Annotated in this window: 17 protein-coding genes; 7 read left to right on the forward strand and 10 right to left on the reverse strand. The window is 71.9% G+C overall.

Features of this window, described 5'->3' with window-relative positions; translation table 11 throughout:
* Positions 1–83: 83 nt before the first annotated feature.
* Positions 84–1,346 carry an Ig-like domain-containing protein gene (locus tag HUT18_RS09455; RefSeq protein WP_176099521.1) on the reverse strand — a complete coding sequence of 421 codons (1,263 nt, stop codon included), beginning with the start codon at positions 1,344–1,346 and terminating at the stop codon, positions 84–86.
* Positions 1,347–1,614: 268 nt separating this feature from the next.
* Entirely contained in the window at positions 1,615–1,977 is a 363-nt protein-coding gene (locus HUT18_RS09460) for a hypothetical protein (protein ID WP_176099523.1), read from the reverse strand.
* A 110-nt stretch (positions 1,978–2,087) separates the two neighbouring features.
* Here HUT18_RS09460 and HUT18_RS09465 point away from each other — a divergent pair, with 110 nt between their 5' ends.
* Positions 2,088–2,411, forward strand: coding sequence for an LAETG motif-containing sortase-dependent surface protein (locus tag HUT18_RS09465; RefSeq protein ID WP_254878499.1), 324 nt, complete (start codon positions 2,088–2,090; stop codon positions 2,409–2,411).
* 320 nt (positions 2,412–2,731) lie between these two features.
* Here HUT18_RS09465 and hutH read toward each other — a convergent pair whose 3' ends face one another.
* Together hutH and HUT18_RS09475 are read right to left on the reverse strand one after the other, a co-directional pair.
* Complete coding sequence (gene hutH, locus HUT18_RS09470) at positions 2,732–4,309, reverse strand: histidine ammonia-lyase (protein WP_176104395.1); 1,578 nt, start codon at positions 4,307–4,309, stop codon at positions 2,732–2,734.
* A 250-nt stretch (positions 4,310–4,559) separates the two neighbouring features.
* On the reverse strand, positions 4,560–5,327 hold the full coding sequence (locus HUT18_RS09475) for a DUF4232 domain-containing protein (protein ID WP_176099524.1): 768 nt from the start codon (positions 5,325–5,327) through the stop codon (positions 4,560–4,562).
* Positions 5,328–5,526: 199 nt separating this feature from the next.
* Between HUT18_RS09475 and HUT18_RS09480 the strand changes: the two genes are divergently transcribed.
* Positions 5,527–7,203, forward strand: a complete 1,677-nt coding sequence (locus HUT18_RS09480) for a helix-turn-helix transcriptional regulator (protein ID WP_176099526.1) — start codon at positions 5,527–5,529, stop codon at positions 7,201–7,203.
* 222 nt (positions 7,204–7,425) lie between these two features.
* Here the strand turns inward: HUT18_RS09480 and HUT18_RS09485 are convergent, their stop codons facing one another.
* From HUT18_RS09485 to HUT18_RS09505, 5 genes are all read right to left on the reverse strand, one after another.
* Positions 7,426–7,887 (reverse strand): pyridoxamine 5'-phosphate oxidase family protein, encoded by a 462-nt coding sequence (locus HUT18_RS09485; protein WP_176099528.1) that lies wholly within the window; start codon positions 7,885–7,887, stop codon positions 7,426–7,428.
* Between the two features lie 105 nt (positions 7,888–7,992).
* Positions 7,993–9,144: a GGDEF domain-containing protein gene (locus HUT18_RS09490; protein ID WP_176099530.1), complete on the reverse strand. Its 1,152-nt coding sequence runs from the start codon at positions 9,142–9,144 to the stop codon at positions 7,993–7,995.
* A gap of 159 nt (positions 9,145–9,303) precedes the next feature.
* Positions 9,304–10,107 (reverse strand): enoyl-CoA hydratase-related protein, encoded by an 804-nt coding sequence (locus HUT18_RS09495; protein WP_176099531.1) that lies wholly within the window; start codon positions 10,105–10,107, stop codon positions 9,304–9,306.
* A 292-nt stretch (positions 10,108–10,399) separates the two neighbouring features.
* Positions 10,400–11,710, reverse strand: coding sequence for an adenylate/guanylate cyclase domain-containing protein (locus HUT18_RS09500; protein ID WP_176099534.1), 1,311 nt, complete (start codon positions 11,708–11,710; stop codon positions 10,400–10,402).
* 172 nt (positions 11,711–11,882) lie between these two features.
* A complete protein-coding gene (locus HUT18_RS09505; protein WP_176099536.1) occupies positions 11,883–12,764 on the reverse strand; it encodes a biotin--[acetyl-CoA-carboxylase] ligase in 882 nt (293 codons plus the stop codon).
* A gap of 166 nt (positions 12,765–12,930) precedes the next feature.
* Between HUT18_RS09505 and HUT18_RS09510 the strand changes: the two genes are divergently transcribed.
* From HUT18_RS09510 to HUT18_RS09520, 4 genes are all read left to right on the forward strand, one after another.
* Positions 12,931–14,526 (forward strand): acyl-CoA carboxylase subunit beta, encoded by a 1,596-nt coding sequence (locus HUT18_RS09510; protein WP_176099537.1) that lies wholly within the window; start codon positions 12,931–12,933, stop codon positions 14,524–14,526.
* Positions 14,527–14,556: 30 nt separating this feature from the next.
* Entirely contained in the window at positions 14,557–14,763 is a 207-nt protein-coding gene (locus HUT18_RS09515; RefSeq protein ID WP_176099539.1) for an acyl-CoA carboxylase epsilon subunit, read from the forward strand.
* 319 nt (positions 14,764–15,082) lie between these two features.
* Positions 15,083–15,211: a morphogenic membrane protein MmpB gene (gene mmpB, locus HUT18_RS34165; protein ID WP_303246536.1), complete on the forward strand. Its 129-nt coding sequence runs from the start codon at positions 15,083–15,085 to the stop codon at positions 15,209–15,211.
* 146 nt (positions 15,212–15,357) lie between these two features.
* Positions 15,358–15,978 (forward strand): nucleoside triphosphate pyrophosphatase, encoded by a 621-nt coding sequence (locus tag HUT18_RS09520; protein WP_176099541.1) that lies wholly within the window; start codon positions 15,358–15,360, stop codon positions 15,976–15,978.
* Between the two features lie 34 nt (positions 15,979–16,012).
* On the opposite strand, the gene HUT18_RS09525 is transcribed toward HUT18_RS09520, so the two are convergent.
* The gene (locus tag HUT18_RS09525; RefSeq protein ID WP_254878500.1) at positions 16,013–16,471 is read right to left on the reverse strand and encodes a hypothetical protein; all 459 of its coding nucleotides are present in this window, start codon (positions 16,469–16,471) and stop codon (positions 16,013–16,015) included.
* Positions 16,472–17,076: 605 nt separating this feature from the next.
* Here HUT18_RS09525 and HUT18_RS09530 point away from each other — a divergent pair.
* Positions 17,077–18,849: a biotin carboxylase N-terminal domain-containing protein gene (locus HUT18_RS09530; protein WP_176099542.1), complete on the forward strand. Its 1,773-nt coding sequence runs from the start codon at positions 17,077–17,079 to the stop codon at positions 18,847–18,849.
* Positions 18,850–18,880 lie beyond the last annotated feature (31 nt).

Below are 18,880 nucleotides of genomic sequence, written 5' to 3' on the forward strand. Positions count from 1 at the left end.
GAAACGGACGACGGGCCCGCCCCCGTGAGGAGCGAGCCCGTGCCGTGCCCATCAGTGCCGACCGTGGGTCGGCAGGTGCCGGATCAGATCGCCGAACCGGCCTTCCACTGCGCCCAGTCCATGTTCCAGCCGTTGAGGCCGTTGTCGGGCTGGACCGTCTTGTCGCCGGTGTTCTGGACCACGACGACATCGCCGATCAGGGAGTTCTTGTAGAACCAGCCGCCCGGGGTGCCCTCGTCCTTGGCGCCCTTGGCGTCCTGCAGGCCGACACAGCCGTGGCTGGTGTTGACCTTGCCGAAGATGGAGTCGGCGCCCCAGTAGTTGCCGTGGATGAAGGTGCCGGAGTTCGACAGACGCATCGCGTGCGGCACGTCCTTGATGTCGTACTCACCCTTGCCGTCGTCATCGGTGAAGCCGACGGTCGCGCCGTTCATCCGGGTCTCCCGGAACTTCTCCGAGATCACCATCTGCCCCTCGTAGGTGGGGTTGTCGGGCGAACCGGCGGAGATCGGGATGGTCTTGACGGTCTGGCCGTCGCGCGTGACCTTCATGGTCTTGGTCTTCGCGTCGACGACCGAGACCTGGTTGCGGCCGACGGTGAAGGTGACCGTCTTCTGCTGGACACCGGTCACGCCCTCGGCACCCTCGACGCCGTCGAGGTTGAGCTTCATGGTGACGGTGGCCCCGGCCTGCCAGTAGCCCTCGGGGCGGAAGTCCAGGCGGTTGGCGCCGAACCAGTGCCCGACGACCTCCTGGCCGCTGCTGGAGGTGACCTTGATGCCGCGCTGGACATCGGCCTTGTTGGTGATGGCCTTGTCGAAGTTGATCGACACCGGGTGGCCGACACCGACGGTCGAGCCGTCCTCGGGGGTGAAGTTGCCTATGAAGCTGTTGTCGGGCGAGACCGTGGTGAACGAGGCGTTCTCGTGCGCGGCACGGCCCTCGGAGTCCTCGGCGGAGGCGCTGATCCGGTAGGTGGTGGCGCGCTTGAGCTGGCCGTTGGGCTTCCAGCTCGTGCCGTCGGCGGAGATCTCGCCCGGCACCGCGGTGCCGTCGGCGGTCTCCAGTGTCACCTCGGTGAGCTTGCCGTCGCTGACCGTGACCTTCGCGGCATTGTTGATGCCCGCGTTGTCCGCGCCGTCCTTGGGCGTGATCTCGATCTGAGCAGCGGAGCTCTTCTTGGCGGCAGCCTCGTCGACCTGAGCCTGGTCCTTGTGGGCACCAGCGCTGCTCTCGGGCTTGGAGTCACTGCTGTCGTCCCCGCCGCCACAGGCCGTGAGCGCCAGCACTCCGCCGAGCAGCGCGGACGCGGCCGCCAGGCCCTTGCGTCGTCTGCTGTCCGTCATCACACGCTTCTCCATCGTCGACTGTCCCCTGAGGCCCGGGGGTCCGAAGCCTTCGAAGCCCGAGCTCATTTCCCGAACCCGTAGGTCCCCTGCAATCCACTAGAACATGCACGCCGCCCGATTCCGGACGTTTTGTGGGCAAAGCCACGTACCGGCAGACGGGGCCGAGGGGATCACTCCCCTCTAAGACGACGAAACCCCGGACACGGTTGCCGTCCGGGGTCGGCGTCTTCCTCTTTCCGCGTTCCCGTCTTCCGCTTCCGTATCCCTACCGGCCGTCCGCGCCTTCGGTCACATGCTCCGCGTCATCTTCCTCGTCCAGGTCCCAGTCCGGCGAATCGGGGTCGTAGTCGATCCGTTCGCTGCTCCACGAGGCCTGTGCGAGCTCCACCCCCGGCACCTCGCTGACCAGGTCGTACGGATCCACGAGATAGGCGAGGGCCTCTGCCTCGTCCTCTTGTACCGCACTCTCCGCGTGCTCACGCTCGGAACGAGCCATGTCGTCCCCGCGCACCGCCGCGTCATCCGCGATCCGTTGCATCGCCGCTCCGGTGACGGCTTCCGGATCGGCGATCTCGACCACGAGCTCGACGCGTAGCCGGACGAACCGTGAAGTTTCAGTTGGGGTCATAGGACGGAGCGTACGGCCCTCGTACACCGTGACTTTTCCGCGACCCGCGGCTTTCACTAACATCGGTCCACCCTGCCAATTCACCAGCGCCACAAGGGGATCGATATTCCGTGTCCGCACGCCGCCCGTTGCTGACCGCCGCCGCCGCGGGCACTCTGCTCGGCGCCCTCTGGTTCGTTCCGTCGGCCGGTGCGACCCCGGGCGGCGGCGACCACCGCCCCACCCCGGCGCCGTCCCCGACGGCCACCGGCAACGCGGCGATCTCCGTGACGGCGGACACCAGCGGCCCGGCCGACGCCGACGACCGCCTCGACCTCGCCGAGACCGGCAGCATGGACACCACCCCGTACATCGTGGGCGGCAGCGTCTTCCTGGGCGTGGGCGCGGGTTTCGTGGCGTATTCGGTACGGCGTCGGCGTACGGACGCGGAGTAGGCACCGGTCCGGAGTACGGGGCGGGCAGCCGGAGTTGAGGGCGGTTTCGGTGGCTGGATCCGGACCGCGTGAGGGGCGCGGGGTTGACACGGGGCGCGCGCCGCTCTGCGCCCCGGCGTACCGGCCGGGGCAGTCAAGTCACCGAGTTTGTAGGTGCGTTGGAGCCCCGTACGTGAGCTGGAGCCCTGTGTGCGAGCGGAAGCCCTCGGCGGTGGCTCGCGGTGGGCGTCGGCGGCGGGAACACATGCGGCGACCCCGCCCGGTGACCGGACGGGGTCGCGAAGTCGCACTCGGTAGTGCCGACCGGAGGTGGCCCTCACTCAGGCCAGGCGCCCGGTGACCGGTTCCACAGCCTCGACCAGGCGGCCCTCGGCCACGAAGGTCTCGGCGGCGGCGAGGTCGGGGGACAGGAAGCGGTCCGGGCCGGGGCCCTCCACTCCGGCGGCGCGTACGGACTCCAGGACGGCCCGGGTGGCCGGGGCCGGGGTGAGGCCCTCGCGCAGTTCGACGGCGCGGGTGGCCGCGTACAGCTCGATCGCCAGGACGCGCGTCAGATTGCCGACCGTGGTGCGCAGCTTGCGCGCCGCGGACCAGCCCATCGAGACGTGGTCCTCCTGCATCGCCGAGGAGGGGATCGAGTCGGCCGAGGCGGGCACCGCGAGCCGCTTCATCTCGCTGACCAGGGCGGCCTGGGTGTACTGGGCGATCATCAGGCCCGAGTCGACCCCGGCGTCGTCGGCCAGGAAGGGCGGCAGGCCGTGGCTGCGGTTCTTGTCGAGCAGCCGGTCGGTACGGCGCTCCGCTATCGACGCGAGGTCGGCGGCGGCGATCGCCAGGAAGTCGAGTACGTAGGCGACCGGGGCCCCGTGGAAGTTGCCGTTCGACTCGACCCGGCCCCCGGGCAGGACTACCGGGTTGTCCACGGCCGAGGCGAGTTCGCGCTCGGCGACCAGGCGGGCGTGCGCGAGGGTGTCCCGGCCGGCGCCCGCGACCTGGGGGGCGCAGCGTACGGAGTAGGCGTCCTGGACGCGCGGGGCGTCGTCCTGGATGGGGGTCCCCCCTGCTCGAGCGGAGCCGAGAGCTTGGGGGCGGCCGGTGAGGCCCGAACCGGCAAGCACGGCAAGCATGTTGGCGGCCGAGGCGGCCTGGCCGGGGTGCGGGCGGATGGTGTGCAGCTCGGGCGCGAGCACCTTGTCCGTACCGAGCAGCGCCTCGAGCGAGAGGGCGGCCGTGATGTCCGCGGACTTGTACAGGGTGTCGAGGTCGGCGAGGGCCATGACCAGCATGCCGAGCATGCCGTCGGTGCCGTTGAGGAGGGCGAGGCCCTCCTTCTCACGCAGTTCGACGGGCGTGATGCCGGCCGCGGCGAGCAGGTCGGCGGCGGGCGCCACGGTTCCGTCCGGGCCCTCCGCGTCGCCCTCGCCCATGAGCGTCAGCGCACAGTGCGAGAGCGGCGCGAGGTCGCCGGAGCAGCCGAGGGAACCGTACTCGTGGACGACCGGGGTGATGCCCGCGTTGAGGACGTCGGCCATGGTCTGCGCGACCTCGGGGCGCACGCCCGTGTGGCCCGAGCACACCGTCTTCAGGCGCAGGAACATCAGCGCCCGGACGACCTCGCGCTCCACCCGGGGGCCCATGCCCGCGGCGTGCGAACGCACGATGTTGCGCTGCAACTGCGCCCGCAGGTCGTGTCCGATGTGCCGGGTCGCCAGGGCGCCGAACCCGGTCGAGACGCCGTAGACCGGCTCGGGCTTCGCGGCCAGCGCCTCCACGATCTCGCGGGCCGCGGCCACCGCGGCCAGCGCGTCCGCGGACAGCTCGACCCGCGCGTCCTGGCGCGCCACGGCAACCACGTCCTCGGCACTGACGCCGGACGTCCCCACCACCACAGTGTGCATATTCATATTCAGGAGCCTACGCAGTGAATCGCTTGCTGTCACGGGTGGAGTGCGGGGGCGGGGGTTACGGGCGAGGGCGGGGGCGCGGCCACGGGCGGGGATAAGGGTGGAGACACGGGCGGGGATACGGGTGGAGCGCCCGGGGCTCCGTCCGACGGTGGATCGCCGTCTCGCGGAGCCGCCGTGCCGGGGGTGGTGCCGGGGGCGGTGCCGGGGTGGGTTCACGAGGGGGGTCACCTGGAGATGAGGGTCACCAGGAGAGGGCGTCCTCCATCTCCTGCTGCCAGTAGGTGACCTTGAGGGAGTCGTCGATGTAGACGCCCTCGGCGGGCAGCGGCGGGCGGGCGGGCGAGAGGTCTTCCTCGTGGTCCTGGTCACGGCCCTGGAAGTGGACCTCGAGGGACTTCTCGGTACGGCCGTCGGTACCGGTGCCGTCGGCCGCCGACAGGTTCACCGAGGCGTAGCCGGACTCACCCGGGGCGAGCGTGACGACGGCCTGCGGCTGCGAGTCCTCGATCACCGGCGGGACCGACTGGGCCTCGCCGAAGCGGACGGCCGGGTAGTAGTACAGGAAGCACGGGACGCTGCCCGTGTTGGTCACCGTGAGCAGCATGTGGTTCACGGGGCGGTTCACGGGTGCCGCGACGGTCTTGGTGTTGGAGCCCTGGCAGGTGACGAACTTGTCGGGGTCGGTGCCGGAGTCGTCGGTCCGGGAGCCGCCGTTGCCGGTGGCCTGGTCGCCCGAACCGCCGGAGGTCTTTCCTGCGGCGCCTCCGTTGCCGGTGCCGTCGGCGTTGGCGGTCGGCTTCGAGCCGTCGGGGGCGGGCTTCGCGCCCTCCTCGCCGGACGCGCCGGAGCCGGAGGCGGAGCCCGGCGAGGCGGTCGCCGAGGAACTCGTCGACGCCCCTTCGTCGCGCACACCCGTGTTGTCCTCGTTGCAGGCGGTCAGGGAGAGGGCGGCGAGCGCGACGCTCGCGGCGGCGGTGAGCAGACGGGTACGGGAGTTGCGGACGGACATGTGGGTGAGCCCCTTCGGTGCTGCGGTGGGTGTGCTGCTTGGATGGCAGGAGCCTGTGGGGTGATCCGTCCCAGCCGCCACGCCTGCCGTGCAGTCAGGGACGCTGGAACGTTGAAACGGGCTTTGACCAGGGGAAACACAGGGTGCCTGGAACGCGGGAACGGGACGCGTCCGGGTCGCCGGGGGAAGGGGAACAACGGTGTCAGGGGCGACAGGGGCCACCGGATCGACGGGAGCCACCGGGGATGCGGAGGCATTCGCGGAACTGCTGCGGCAACTCAAGGAGCGCTCGGGCCTGAGCTACGGCGCGCTCGCCAAGCGACTGCACATGAGCACCTCCACGCTGCACCGCTACTGCAACGGCAGCGCGGTCCCGGCCGACTACGCACCGGTCGAGCGACTGGCCCGCGTCTGCCGCGCGAGCCCCGACGAACTGGTCGCGCTGCACCGGCGGTGGATCCTGGCGGACGCGGCGCGGGGGCGTAAGGGGTCGGAGGCGGGGGGTGGAGGGCCGTCGCCGGAGGCGGGGGGTCGAGCGTCATCGCCGGAGGCGGGTGGCGGATCGCGGGAGACGGGTGGCGGGTCGGCGGAGGCCGGTGGATCGCCCGAAGCCGGTGGCGGATCGCGGGAGGCGCGTGAGGGATCGCGGGAGGCCGGTGGTGGATCGCCCGAGACGCACAGCGGATGGCCCGAGGCGGCGCCGAACAGCCGTGCCGGTTCACGGCGCGGACCCTCGGCGGCCGGGAACTCCGCCGATGGGGGCGGCGCAGCGCTCGCAGGGACGGATCCGGGGACGCATGCGGGTACGGACCGGTCGGAGCAGGCGTACGCGGGCGGCTCGGGCGCAGGGGGCGCGGGGAGCACCGGGGACGCCGAAGACAGCGCGGGCGGCGCGCCCTTCGCCAGCAGCGAGCCGCTCGTCGGCACGACCGCCGCGTCCGCGCGCGTACGGCCCCGCAAGCGCCGTACCGCGCTCCTGGCCGCCGTCGCCTCGGCGGCCGTCCTGGGCATCGTCGTACTCACCGTGACGCTGCCGTCCGGGGACGACGGCGGCGGCGGCAAAGCCTCCGGCACCGTGGGCCCGACCGCCGACGACGGCATCGGGGTCGGCACCGGCCCGGAGGGCCACGGACGGCCGTCCGGGTCGGCCTCGCCCTCCCCGTCCAAGAGCGGAAAAACGGACAAGGACAAGGACGAGGACAACGACAAGGACAAGCCCTCCGCCCCGGCGACGGAGGCCCCCGCCAACGGCGGCGGCGCCGACGACTCCACCGGCGGTGCGGCGGTCAACGTCGCCACCCGGCCCTTCGTCTACGAGAGCCCGTGCAGCCAGCACTTCCTCGTCGACAGCGAGCCCGAACAGGTCGGCCCGCCCGCCACCGAGCCGAACGCGCCGCGCTGGGCCGCCGCGTACGGCGCGGTCTCCTCCGGGGAGCAGCGGGTTGCCCTCACCGTGCAGGGCACCGGGAAGGACACCGTCGTCCTGGAGGCCCTGCACGTACGGATCCTCTCCAAGGGCGCCCCGCTCGCCTGGAACGACTACTCGATGGGCGTCGGCTGCGGCGGCAACGTCGACACCAAGGTGTTCGACGTCGACCTCGACAACGGCAGCCCCTCCGTCACCGTCAAGGGCGGTCAGCGCGACTTCCCGTACAAGGTGAGCGAGTCCGACCCCGAGGTCTTCTACGTCAACGCCCGCACCAAGGCGCACGACGTCCGCTGGGACCTCACCCTGGAGTGGTCCAGCGGCAACCGCCGGGGCACCGTCCACATCGACAACGCCGGGACGCCGTTCCGCACCAGCGCCAACTCCGGCCGCCCCGGCTACGACTACCCGTTGGGCGCGAGTGAATGGAGCGAGCGGGTGGACGGCTGATCGGCAGCCCCCGGCCGCGTCCGCGAAGTCCCGCTCAGCTCACCACGCGGGCCCCGGCGCCTGGCACGCTCTCCCGAGCTCTTCCGGCTAGCCCTTCCGGCGAGCTCTTCCGGCAAGCACTTCCGTCAAGCCCTCCCGGCAGGGCCCCGGAGAGCACGCGCCGGACGCCGCAGGGTCCGTCCTCTGGCGAACCGCACCCAGGCGCCCGCACCGGGGCACGCCCTACGCCAGCCACACCCCGTCACGCATGACGACCCGGCCGCGCAGCTCCGGCTCGCCGCGCCAGGCGCGGATCGTCCGCGGCGCGACGCACAGGTACACGAAGGGGGCCTCTTCCGTACGCGGATCCCAGCCGAACTTGCCCGCGAACGCGTCCGCCGGGCCCTTCGGCACCTCCGGCGCGGGATGACACTCCGCCTCCCCTTGCAGCAGCACCACATCGAAGGTGTCGGGCAGTGCCAGCCGTACGCGAGGTTCCGCTCGTACGTTGCGTGCGGTCGCGGAGTTCACGCCGGTGCACATCCACACCGCCTGCCCGTCCCACCGGAACCACAGCGGCACTTGATGCGGGCCGTGCTCGGGGTGGGACGTCGACAGCCATATGTCGCGCTCCGCGCCGAGCCGTTCCAGGGTGTCCCGCCTGCGCTCCGCCCCGTCGCGGCGGGTGATCTCCGTACTGTGCATGGGCGCCGACCCTAGCCAGCGCGGGCGCCGCGCACATGGGGCGCGGGGCGTAGGCCCGGCGACGGACCGTCGCCCGAGCGGCCCGAAACTGCACCGTCCGCGGTCCTAGGCCGGGCGCCGCCCCCGGATCCGGCGCCGTTCCCCCTCGGGCGGCGCGGGGGCGTCGGCGAGGCGGATGACCTCGTCGTCGGGGCCCTCGCGGCCGGCCACCACCGGCTTGTCGGCGCGGGCCGCCTTGGCGCGGTACTGGGCGGCGTCGGCGAGGCGGAACAGGCGCCGGGGGGAGCGGACCGCGCCCACCGGGTCGCCGGTGGAGGCCACTCCGCAGGCCACGCCCTCGCCGACGCCCAACTCGGCGGCCCTGCGGCACAGTTCGTCCGCGACCCGGACCACCTCGTCCGTCGCGGGGCCGACGGCGAGCAGGCAGAACTCGTCGCCGCCGAGGCGGCCCGCGAGGGTGCCGGGGAGCATCGCGCCGCACAGCGAGAGCAGCGAGCCGAAGCGTTCCAGGAGGCGGTCTCCGACCGCGTGGCCCTGGGTGTCGTTGACCTTCTTCAGACCGTTGAGGTCGCAGACGACGAGGCTGACCACGGAGCCGTGGGTGCGGTGCTCCTCGATGGCCTCGTCCAGCCGTCCGTCGACCGCGCGGCGGTTGGCCAGACCGGTGAGGGCGTCGGTGTAGGCGAGACGGCGGGCCTCCTCCAGGCGCTCGGTCTGGGCGATCCCGGCGGCGACCACGGCGGCGAGCACGGTCGCGAAGTCGGCGTCGGCCTGGTCGAAGACCGCCTCGCGCTGCGGACGCGCCACATACAGCTCGCCCCAGGCGCGGCCCCGCAGCACCACCGGGGCGACCACACAGCAGCCCCGGCCGCGGCGGCGCAGCGCCGCCACCCTCTGATGGCAGTACTCCGCCTCGGCCTCGCCCTCGGCAGGGCCGCGCACCGTCTCCACCCAGGCACTGGGCTCACCGCCGCCGACCCAGCGCTCGTGCAGGAACTCGGTGATCTCCGGGAACTGGTGGACGGGGTAGACCTCCGCCTCCGGGTACTCCTCCTCGCCCTCGGCGCGCTCGCCGACGTTGACCAGGACCCGCAGCCTGCCCAGCTCGCGCTCCCAGACCGACAGCGCGGCGAAGCTGCCGTCCAGTCCCCGGCAGGCCCCGCTCGCGGCCGCCTTCCAGGACTCACGGGGCGTACGCGCCGCCGCCATCGCCTGCGCCAGTGACACCACGGCCCGGAGCCGCTTATCCTCCACCATTGCTCCAGGTTAGGAAGATTTACGGCAAATGGGAGGTCCGGTACGGCGAACAGGGCGCATCCGGCACTTCTCGCGCATCCGGGGCCCGGCCGACCGACCGTTCCGGCAGCGGCACCCGGGCCCGGAGCGAACGGCTCCGGCCCGTGCGCCACCTCTCGACTACTCCCCCGGCCAGTTCGGTGAACGCTTCTCGTTGAACGCGGCCACCCCCTCCGCACGGTCGCCCGAGAAGGCCGTGGCCCGCCAGGCCGCGTCCTCGATCTCCAGTGCGCTCGGCAGGTCCAGGCCGTTGCCGAGCCGCAGGGCCTTCTTCGCGTTGCGCAGGCCGACGGGAGAGTTGGCCGCCATCCGCGCGCCCATGGCCAGCGCCTCCTCGCGGTCGGCGCCCTCCTCGACCAGGAAGTCGACCATGCCCAGCTCACGGGCCTCGGCGGCGGCCACCTTGCGCGCGGAGAAGATCAGCTCGGCGGCGCGGGCCGAGCCCACCCGGCGCGGCAGCAACTGCGTACCACCACCGCCGGGGATGACCCCGACCGAGACCTCGGGCAGGCCGACCAGGGCGGTGCTGTCGGCCACGATCAGGTCGCAGGCCAGCGCGAGCTCGTAGCCGCCGCCGAGCGCGAAGCCGTGCACCGCGGCGAGGGTCGGCTGCGGCAGTTCCAGTACGCCCGTGTAGGCGCGGCGGGCCAGCGGGCGCTGGCGGACCAGGTCGGCGTCGCTGAAGGAGTTGCGCTCCTTGAGGTCGGCACCGACGCAGAAGGCGCGCTCGTGCGTGGACGTGAGGACCACGACCCGCGCCGCACGGTCGGCCGCGAGTGCCGCGCACGCCTCGCCGATCGAGGCCGCCATCGCACTGGAGACGGCGTTCATGGCCTTGGGGCGGTCGAGCACCAGCTCGGCCACATGGGGGTGCACCTCGTGCCGCCGGACCGCCACGAACTCCCCGTACCGCTGTTCCTCCACGAATTCCTCCGCTGCGAATTCCGCGCCGCGCCGGAGGGCTTGTGGCCTGGGCAGCGCCGCGTTGTTAACGGTCGTTACCGCTGGATCATGTCAGCTGCCCGGCCCACGTGAAAGGCCTCGAAGGGGGACCACCGATCCCCGGCGCGTCCGGCAATCACGCACGCCCGCCCAGCACCACGCACACCCCGCACGCGCCCGCGTCCGTACCACGCACCTCACGCCCGCCCCGCACCACGCACGCCCGCACCTCACGCACGCACGCGACCGCGCCCCCGCACCCGCCCGCCTCGGCTCAACTCCGCCGAGTGAGCAACCACGGCTCCACAACCCCCAGTCCACGCACCGGCCGCTGCCACATCGGCTGAAGAGCGAAGCGGTACTCCGGAGGTTCCTCGCCCTCCTTCTCGGCGGCGGCCGCCGCCTCGGCGGCCTCGGCCTCCGAGGCGGGGGCGAGTGCGGTGCGGGTGAGTTCCTGCGCGAAGGCGCTGTCGACCAGGACGGCGTCGCGCGGGGCGATGGACGTCAGACGGCTGGCGAGGTTCACCGTGGTGCCGAAGACGTCGCCCATGCGGGTCGTGACGGTGCCGAAGGCGATGCCCACCCGCAGCTCCGGCATGCTCTCGTCGTAGGCCATCGTCTCGATGAGCAGCAGCGCGATCTCGGCGGCCGTACCGGCGTCGTCGGCGCAGTAGAGGACCTCGTCGCCGAGGGTCTTGATCAGGCGGCCGCCACGGGCGGCGACCAGGTCGGCGGCGGTGGTCTCGAAGGCCTCGACCAGTTCGCCGAGTTCCTCCTCCTCCATGCGCCGGGTGAGCCGGGTGAAGCCGACCAGGTCCGCGAAGCCGACCGCCAGGCGGCGGTCCACCATCTCCTCGTCGTCCCCGGCCTGCACCACGCGGCCGGTGGCGGCGGCCAGTTGGCGGCGCCAGACGTAGACGAGGAACTCCTCCAGCTCCGGCAGCAGGAGTTCGACCAGAGGATAGGTGACCTCGGTACGGGTCATGCCGGGCTCGGGCGGTTCGGTCAGGCCCTCCAGGAAGGAGTCGATCTGCCACTCCGCGAGCCGGGCCGTGGTCTGGCCGGTGGAACGGGCCACCTGGATGGCCATCGCCTCGCTGAGCAGGCCCGCCTCCACCAGACCCGCGAGCCTGCGCAGCGCGAGCACGTCCGCCTCGGTGAGCGCCTTGGCCTGGCCGATGTCGGCGAAGCCCATGGCGCGCCAGAACCGTGAGGCCAGGTCCATGGAGACGCCCGCGGTCCGGGCCGCCTGGAAGGGCGTGTACCGGCGCTCGGCGCCCAGGATCAGACCCTCCAGGCGCAGCGCGAGCGGGTTCTCCTCGGGCGGCTTGACGGCGGCCTCGCCCGAGGAGTCGGCCGCGTCGCCGGACCGGCCGGGCTTCGCCGCGGGGGCGGGTTCCGCGGGGACCGGCGGGCCGTGACCGGCCGGTCCGCTCCCGCTGGCGGGGTCGCCCGGCTCGGACGCGGCGCCCTCGGCGCCCGGCCCGCCCTCGTCGGCGGACCGTGCGGACTGCTCGGGCTGCGCGGAGCGCACCGGAGGGGATGCCGCGCCGGAGCCCGTGGAGCCCGTGTCGTCGACGCTCACGCCTGCTGCCCTTCCGATCGGCCGCGGTCAGTGTACAAGTGGAACCCCAGTTTATGAGATCCAGCTCACGAGGGCGGCCCGGGCGCCCGGGCCGCACGCCTCACGCGGAGTCGGCGCCCGGCCGGGGCCGATGCTCCCGCGACACGGAAGACTACGGCAGATGTGCGATGGCTCACTCCCGCGGAGCGGGCCCCGCCGCCTTCAGATGCACGATGTCCCCGGCGGCCACCGGCTCCTGCACGCCCTCCTCGGTGGCGAGCACCAGACGCCCGTCGCCGTCGATGGCGACCGCCTCGCCGATGATCTCGCCGCCACCGGGCAGTTCGGCCCGCACCCGGCGGCCGAGGGTGGCGCAGCCCGCGGCGTACGTCTCCTGGATGCCGGAGACCGCCGGATCGCCGCCCGCCTCGCGCCAGTCCCCGTACCACTGCTCCAGGGAGCGCAGGATCGCGCGCAGCAGGATGTCGCGGTCGGCGTTCTTGGCGCCCGCGAGGGCCAGCGAACCGGCGCCGGGGACCGGGAGTTCGTCCGTGCGCAGGCTCACATTGAGGCCGATGCCGATGACCACGGCGCCGGTACCGGCGCGTTCGGCGAGGATGCCGCCCGTCTTGCGCTCCTCCGAGCCGACAGTGACCAGGAGGTCGTTGGGCCACTTGAGTGCCGTGTCCACGCCCGCCTCGCGGGACAGGGCGGTGGCGGTGGCGACCCCGGCGAGCAGCGGCAGCCAGCCCCAGCGCTCCACCGGTACGGCGTCGCCGGGGCGCAGCAGGACCGAGAAGAACAGGCCACTGCGCGCCGGGGCGCTCCAACGGCGCTCCAGACGGCCGCGGCCGGCGTTCTGCTCCTCGGCGACGAGCACCGTGCCCTCGTCCAGGGCGTCGGCGGCCGAGGTGAGATCGGTGTTGGTGGAGCCGGTGCTGGGCACGACCTCCAGAGAGGTCCACAGCGATCCGGAACGGATCAGCGCGCGGCGCAACGAGGCGGCGTCGAGGGGCGGACGGTCCAGGTCGGACCAGCGGCTCCCCGAATCCCCTTGGGCATTTTCATGCGTCATGCAAGCCAGCGTAGGTGTGGTCAACGCCGCACTGCCGAACCGTATTCGCGCCGATACGCTACGACCCAGTAACCGTTGGTCCACTCGCATGACCCCCCACAACGCTCCGACCACCGTGACAAGTCCCCCCGAACGTCCCCATGAGCAGGCAGGGAGCCGCAGCCCGATGTCCGAGCCCCAAGAGCCGCAGATCGACATTCACACCACCGCAGGCAAGCTCGCCGACCTGCAGCGGCGTATCGAGGAGGCGACACACGCCGGCTCGGCACGCGCGGTGGAGAAGCAGCACGCCAAGGGCAAGCTGACAGCGCGTGAGCGGATCGGCCTGCTCCTCGACGAGGATTCCTTCGTCGAGCTGGACGAGTTCGCGCAGCACCGTTCGACCAACTTCGGGCTGGAGAAGAACCGCCCGTACGGAGACGGTGTGGTCACCGGATACGGCACCGTCGACGGCCGCCCGGTCGCGGTGTTCTCGCAGGACTTCACGGTCTTCGGCGGTGCGCTCGGCGAGGTGTTCGGGCAGAAGATCGTCAAGGTCATGGACTTCGCGCTGAAGACCGGCTGCCCGGTCATCGGCATCAACGACTCCGGCGGCGCCCGTATCCAGGAGGGCGTGAGCGCGCTCGGCCTGTACGGCGAGATCTTCCGGCGCAACACGCTGGCCTCCGGTGTGATCCCGCAGATCAGCCTGGTCGTCGGCCCCTGTGCGGGCGGCGCGGTCTACTCCCCCGCCATCACCGACTTCACGATCATGGTCGACCAGACCTCGCACATGTTCATCACCGGTCCGGACGTCATCAAGACGGTCACCGGTGAGGACGTCGGCTTCGAGGAGCTCGGCGGCGCCCGTACCCACAACGCGACCTCCGGTGTGGCGCACCACATGGCGGGCGACGAGAAGGACGCGATCGAGTACGTCAAGACGCTGCTGTCCTACCTGCCGTCGAACAACCTGAGCGAGGCGCCCTCCTTCCCCGAGGAGGCCGACCTCGCCCTCACCGACGAGGACCGCGAGCTCGACACGATCATCCCGGACAGCGCGAACCAGCCGTACAACATCGTCTCGGTGGTCGAACACGTCCTGGACGACGGCGAGTTCTTCGAGACGCAGGCGCTGTTCGCGCCGAACATCGTCACCGGGTTCGGCCGTATCGAGGGCCATCCGGTGGGTGTCGTCGCCAACCAGCCGATGCAGTTCGCCGGTTGCCTGGACATCGACGCCTCCGAGAAGGCCGCGCGCTTCGTGCGCACCTGCGACGCCTTCAACATCCCGGTGCTCACCTTCGTCGACGTCCCCGGCTTCCTGCCGGGCGTCGAGCAGGAGCACACCGGCATCATCCGCCGCGGCGCCAAGCTGATCTACGCCTACGCCGAGGCCACCGTCCCGCTGATCACGGTCATCACCCGCAAGGCCTTCGGCGGCGCCTACGACGTGATGGGCTCCAAGCACCTCGGCGCGGACCTCAACCTGGCCTGGCCGACCGCCCAGATCGCCGTCATGGGCGCCCAGGGCGCGGTCAACATCCTGCACCGCCGCACCCTCGCCGCAGCGAGCGACGAGGAGCGCGAGGACCTGCGCGCCCAGCTCATCCGCGAGTACGAGGACACGCTGCTCAACCCGTACACGGCGGCCGAGCGCGGTTACATCGACGCGGTGATCATGCCGTCCGACACCCGTTCCCACCTCGTCCGCGGCCTGCGCCAGCTGCGCAGCAAGCGCGAGTCCCTGCCGCCGAAGAAGCACGGCAACATCCCGCTGTAGGACGACCGCACGGAACCGCAAGGAGCCCTCATGATCAAGGTTGTCCGGGGCAACCCCACCCCCGAGGAACTGGCCGCCGCGCTCGCGGTGGTACGCGCCCGCGCCGCCGCCGCGTCGAGCCTGCCGGGCGACGGTCCGGCACTGCCGGAGGCCTGGGCGGACCCGGCGCGGCTCGCGGTGCGCAAGGTGCCCGCACCGGGCCCGAAGTCCTGGGGCCGCACCTTCTGGCCCTCCTGAGGCACGCGCCTCCCGAGGCACGTCCCCGACGAGGCACGTCCCTGACGAGGCACAGCACAACCGAGGCACAGCGCTGCCCCTGTACGCCCTGCGGGCGCCGTCGCACTGCGCGACGGCGCCCGCGGTGCGTCCGGGGTGCGTCGTGGGTGCGTCCGGGGTGCCTGCGACCGGCCATCCCTGCTGCCTCCGACCGGCGTCCCGGCTGCCTCCGGTCAACGCCCGGCCACGACGCCGTACGTTCATCCGCAGGACACCGGACCGTGCGTATTGAGTACGCGTACTCAGGCGTCGCGGCGGCCCGGACGGCAGGATCGTTCGCATGTTGTGGTCCGACCCCGAGAACCAGCCCGACCGGCAACTGCGCGAGATGCAGTCAATGCTGCGGCGGGCCTCGTTCGTGCTGCCCGTCGCCGTCATGCTGGCGCTGCTGTTCCTCGGCTTCCGCTGAGCGGGCCGGGCGTACGGGAGCGCCGCGCGAGCCGTACGAGGGCCGCACAAGGGCCGTACGGCGCTCCGTGACAGCCCCGAGCAGGCCGTGCGTGCCCCTCGCGGCACCCCGTCGCGCCGCCACCGGGCTCGTCTACCCTGACCCCCATGAGTGATCAGCGCCGTCTCGTGCTCGCGTCCCAGTCCCCGGCCCGGCTCCAACTGCTGCGGCAGGCCGGACTCGAACCCGAGGTGATCGTCAGCGGCGTGGACGAGGACGCCGTCTCCGCGCCGACGCCCGCCGAGCTGGCCCTCGCCCTGGCCGAGGCCAAGGCCTCCGTGGTCGCCGCACGGCCCGAAGTCACCGCGAGCGGCGCCCTGGTGATCGGCTGCGACTCGGTGCTCGACCTGGACGGCGAGGCGCTCGGCAAGCCCGCGGACGCCGCCGAGGCCACCGCGCGCTGGAAGGCGATGCGCGGCCGCGCGGCCACCCTGCAGACCGGCCACTGTGTCTACGACACCGCGGCCGGACGGTACGTCGCCGCGACCGCCTCCACCGTGGTCCGCTTCGGCGAGCCCAGCGACGCGGAGATCGCCGCGTACGTCGCCTCCGGCGAACCCCTTTACGTGGCGGGCGCGTTCACCCTGGACGGCCGCTCGGGCCCGTTCATCGACGGTATCGACGGCGACCACGGCAACGTCCTCGGCCTCTCGCTGCCGCTGCTGCGCCGCCTGCTCGCCGAACTGGGCGTCGGTATCACCGAGTTGTGGACCGCGCCGGGGGCCTGACCGCCCGCCCGTACGGCGGGTGGCTACGTAGCCGTCAGGCGGGCTGCGGCGTGCCGCCCTCGGGGCTGGCGGGTGCGTCGGCGGGGCGCTCCGGTGCCTCGGGCTGCTTGCCGTCCATCACCAGCGTGAAGACGATCAGCGCGAGCACGACCATCATGAAGCCGAAGGCGGGCCAGCCCACCAGGCCGACGGTGAGGGCGCCGAGCAGGGCGTGCACCACGGCCGCGCTGATCAGCAGGATCCGGCCGAGGCCGACAGCGGGCCGGTTGCGGACGCCCACCAGGAGCATCACCAGGGCGCACAGCAGCAGATACAGGCCGAAGAGCCCGCCGCCTATCCAGGTGCCCACGCTCATCGCGTCCGGGTCCAGGCCGCCCATCGACATGTCCTGACGGTCCACCACGAGGCCCAGGAACCAGTTGAGGAGCGCGATCCCGATGGCCTCCCCGACGAGCACGAGCGCACCCACCAGCGCAACAGGTCTGCGTACCACCGCGCCCCACCCACCTTCGACTGCAGTTGTTCCGGATGTCCGTTGTTCTCGCGCGCGGCTTCGCACGCTGTCGTACCGCTCGCGCGCCCGCGTACTCACGTACCCGCGCGCCCGTCCTTCTTGTTCGTGTGTTCGCGCGTTCCCGTGTTCGTCCGGAAGCACGTGATGTTCGATACGTTCCTGCCCGCCCGGAGCCGGTCCGCCACCCCTGAAAGGGCCCTGCGATACCGGTATTTCGGACGAGTGGCCCCGAGTCCGGCCCCACAACAGGGCCCTTCGGGCCACGAACCCTTCGAACATCGTGAACGCTACTAACGGGTAAACGTCCGGACAAGGGGTCCGGCAAAGGCAAAGAACGATTGGGCCATTCGTAGGGACTCCACAAAGAAACCCCTTGGGGCGCGGCACGAATTCACAGAGACCTTGGCCACATCGCAGGGCTAGGGTTCAGACGAAGAAACCTGTCTTCGCCGGTACGACAAGGGGTTTCACCGAACGAGCAGGCCTCGAATCACGCTCCGTGTGGGCAAGCTCACCAGTGGGGACGGGTCGTAAGGCCGTGTCGGCTGTCCCTAAACTCAGCTTGTTTCAAGGAGGGAGCCATCGTGCGCAAGGTGCTCATCGCCAACCGTGGCGAAATCGCAGTCCGCGTTGCCCGGGCATGCCGGGATGCGGGTATCTCGAGTGTGGCCGTTTACGCCGAGCCGGACCGGGACGCTCTGCATGTCCGCGCGGCGGACGAGGCGTTCGCTCTGGGCGGTGACACTCCGGCCACCAGTTACCTCGACATCGCGAAGGTGCTGCAGGCCGCCGCGGACTCGGGCGCGGATGCCGTGCATCCCGGCTACGGGTTCCTCTCGGAGAACGCCGACTTCGCCCAGGCCGTGCTCGACGCCGGACTGATCTGGATCGGCCCGCCGCCGCAGGCCATCCAGGACCTCGGCGACAAGGTCGCCGCCCGGCACATCGCCCAGCGGGCGGGCGCGCCCCTGGTCGCCGGTACCCCGGACCCCGTCTCGGGTGCCGAGGAAGTCGTCGCCTTCGCCCAGGAGCACGGCCTGCCGATCGCGATCAAGGCCGCCTTCGGCGGTGGCGGTCGCGGCCTGAAGGTCGCCCGCACCCTGGAGGAGGTCCCCGAGCTGTACGAGTCCGCGGTACGCGAGGCGGTCGCCGCCTTCGGTCGCGGCGAGTGCTTCGTGGAGCGCTACCTGGACAAGCCGCGGCACGTGGAGACCCAGTGCCTGGCCGACAAGTACGGCAACGTGGTCGTCGTCTCCACCCGTGACTGCTCGCTGCAGCGCCGCCACCAGAAGCTCGTCGAGGAGGCCCCGGCGCCCTTCCTGAGCGAGGCGCAGAACGCCGAGCTGTACGCGGCGTCCAAGGCCATCCTCAAGGAGGCCGGTTACGTCGGCGCGGGCACCGTGGAGTTCCTCGTCGGCCAGGACGGCACGATCTCCTTCCTGGAGGTCAACACCCGCCTCCAGGTCGAGCACCCGGTCACCGAAGAGGTCACCGGCATCGACCTGGTCCGCGAGATGTTCCGGATCGCCGACGGCGAGGAACTGGGCTACGGCGACCCCGAGATCCGCGGCCACTCCTTCGAGTTCCGCATCAACGGCGAGGACCCGGGCCGGGGCTTTCTGCCCGCGCCCGGCACTGTCACCACCTTCGCGCCGCCGTCCGGCCCCGGTGTCCGGCTGGACGCGGGCGTCGAGTCCGGCAGCGTGATCGGCCCGGCCTGGGACTCCCTGCTTGCCAAGCTGATCATCACCGGCGCCACCCGTGAGCAGGCTCTCCAGCGGGCCTCGCGGGCGCTGAACGAGTTCCAGGTCGAGGGCATGGCCACCGCCATCCCGTTCCACCGCAAGGTGGTCAAGGACCCGGCGTTCGCCCCCGAACTGACCGGCTCCAAGGGCCCGTTCACGGTCTTCACCCGCTGGATGGAGACCGAGTTCGTCAACGACATCGCCCCGTTCCAGCCGGCCGGCGAGGCCGACGCGGAGGACGAGGCGGGCCGCGAGACGGTCGTCGTCGAGGTCGGCGGCAAGCGCCTGGAGGTCTCGCTCCCGTCCTCGCTCGGCATGTCCCTGGCGCGTACGGGTCTGGCCGCGGGCGCCAAGCCCAAGCGCCGTGCGACCAAGAAGTCGGGCCCCGCGGCCTCCGGCGACACGCTCGCCTCGCCGATGCAGGGCACCATCGTCAAGGTCGCCGTCGAGGAGGGCCAGGAGGTCAAGGAGGGCGACCTGGTCGTCGTCCTGGAGGCCATGAAGATGGAGCAGCCCCTCAACGCGCACCGGTCCGGCACCGTCAAGGGCCTGTCCGCCGAGGTCGGCGCCTCGATCACGTCCGGCGCCGCGATCTGCGAGATCAAGGACTGACCCGCCGAGAACAGCCATCGACTCGGCGACA

Origin of the sequence: Streptomyces sp. NA04227 (genome assembly GCF_013364195.1) — a bacterium.
Lineage (GTDB): Bacteria > Actinomycetota > Actinomycetes > Streptomycetales > Streptomycetaceae > Streptomyces.

What these genes read in the sequence shown, in the direction of transcription:
- HUT18_RS09455 (WP_176099521.1), bottom strand. Translation starts at nt 1,346, where the DNA reads ATGACGGACAGCAGACGACGCAAGGGCCTGGCGGCCGCGTCCGCGCTG.
- HUT18_RS09460 (WP_176099523.1), bottom strand. Translation starts at nt 1,977, where the DNA reads ATGACCCCAACTGAAACTTCACGGTTCGTCCGGCTACGCGTCGAGCTC.
- hutH (WP_176104395.1), bottom strand. Translation starts at nt 4,309, where the DNA reads ATGCACACTGTGGTGGTGGGGACGTCCGGCGTCAGTGCCGAGGACGTG.
- HUT18_RS09475 (WP_176099524.1), bottom strand. Translation starts at nt 5,327, where the DNA reads ATGTCCGTCCGCAACTCCCGTACCCGTCTGCTCACCGCCGCCGCGAGC.
- HUT18_RS09485 (WP_176099528.1), bottom strand. Translation starts at nt 7,887, where the DNA reads ATGCACAGTACGGAGATCACCCGCCGCGACGGGGCGGAGCGCAGGCGG.
- HUT18_RS09490 (WP_176099530.1), bottom strand. Translation starts at nt 9,144, where the DNA reads ATGGTGGAGGATAAGCGGCTCCGGGCCGTGGTGTCACTGGCGCAGGCG.
- HUT18_RS09505 (WP_176099536.1), bottom strand. Translation starts at nt 12,764, where the DNA reads ATGACGCATGAAAATGCCCAAGGGGATTCGGGGAGCCGCTGGTCCGAC.
- HUT18_RS09510 (WP_176099537.1), top strand. Translation starts at nt 12,931, where the DNA reads ATGTCCGAGCCCCAAGAGCCGCAGATCGACATTCACACCACCGCAGGC.
- HUT18_RS09515 (WP_176099539.1), top strand. Translation starts at nt 14,557, where the DNA reads ATGATCAAGGTTGTCCGGGGCAACCCCACCCCCGAGGAACTGGCCGCC.
- mmpB (WP_303246536.1), top strand. Translation starts at nt 15,083, where the DNA reads ATGTTGTGGTCCGACCCCGAGAACCAGCCCGACCGGCAACTGCGCGAG.
- HUT18_RS09520 (WP_176099541.1), top strand. Translation starts at nt 15,358, where the DNA reads ATGAGTGATCAGCGCCGTCTCGTGCTCGCGTCCCAGTCCCCGGCCCGG.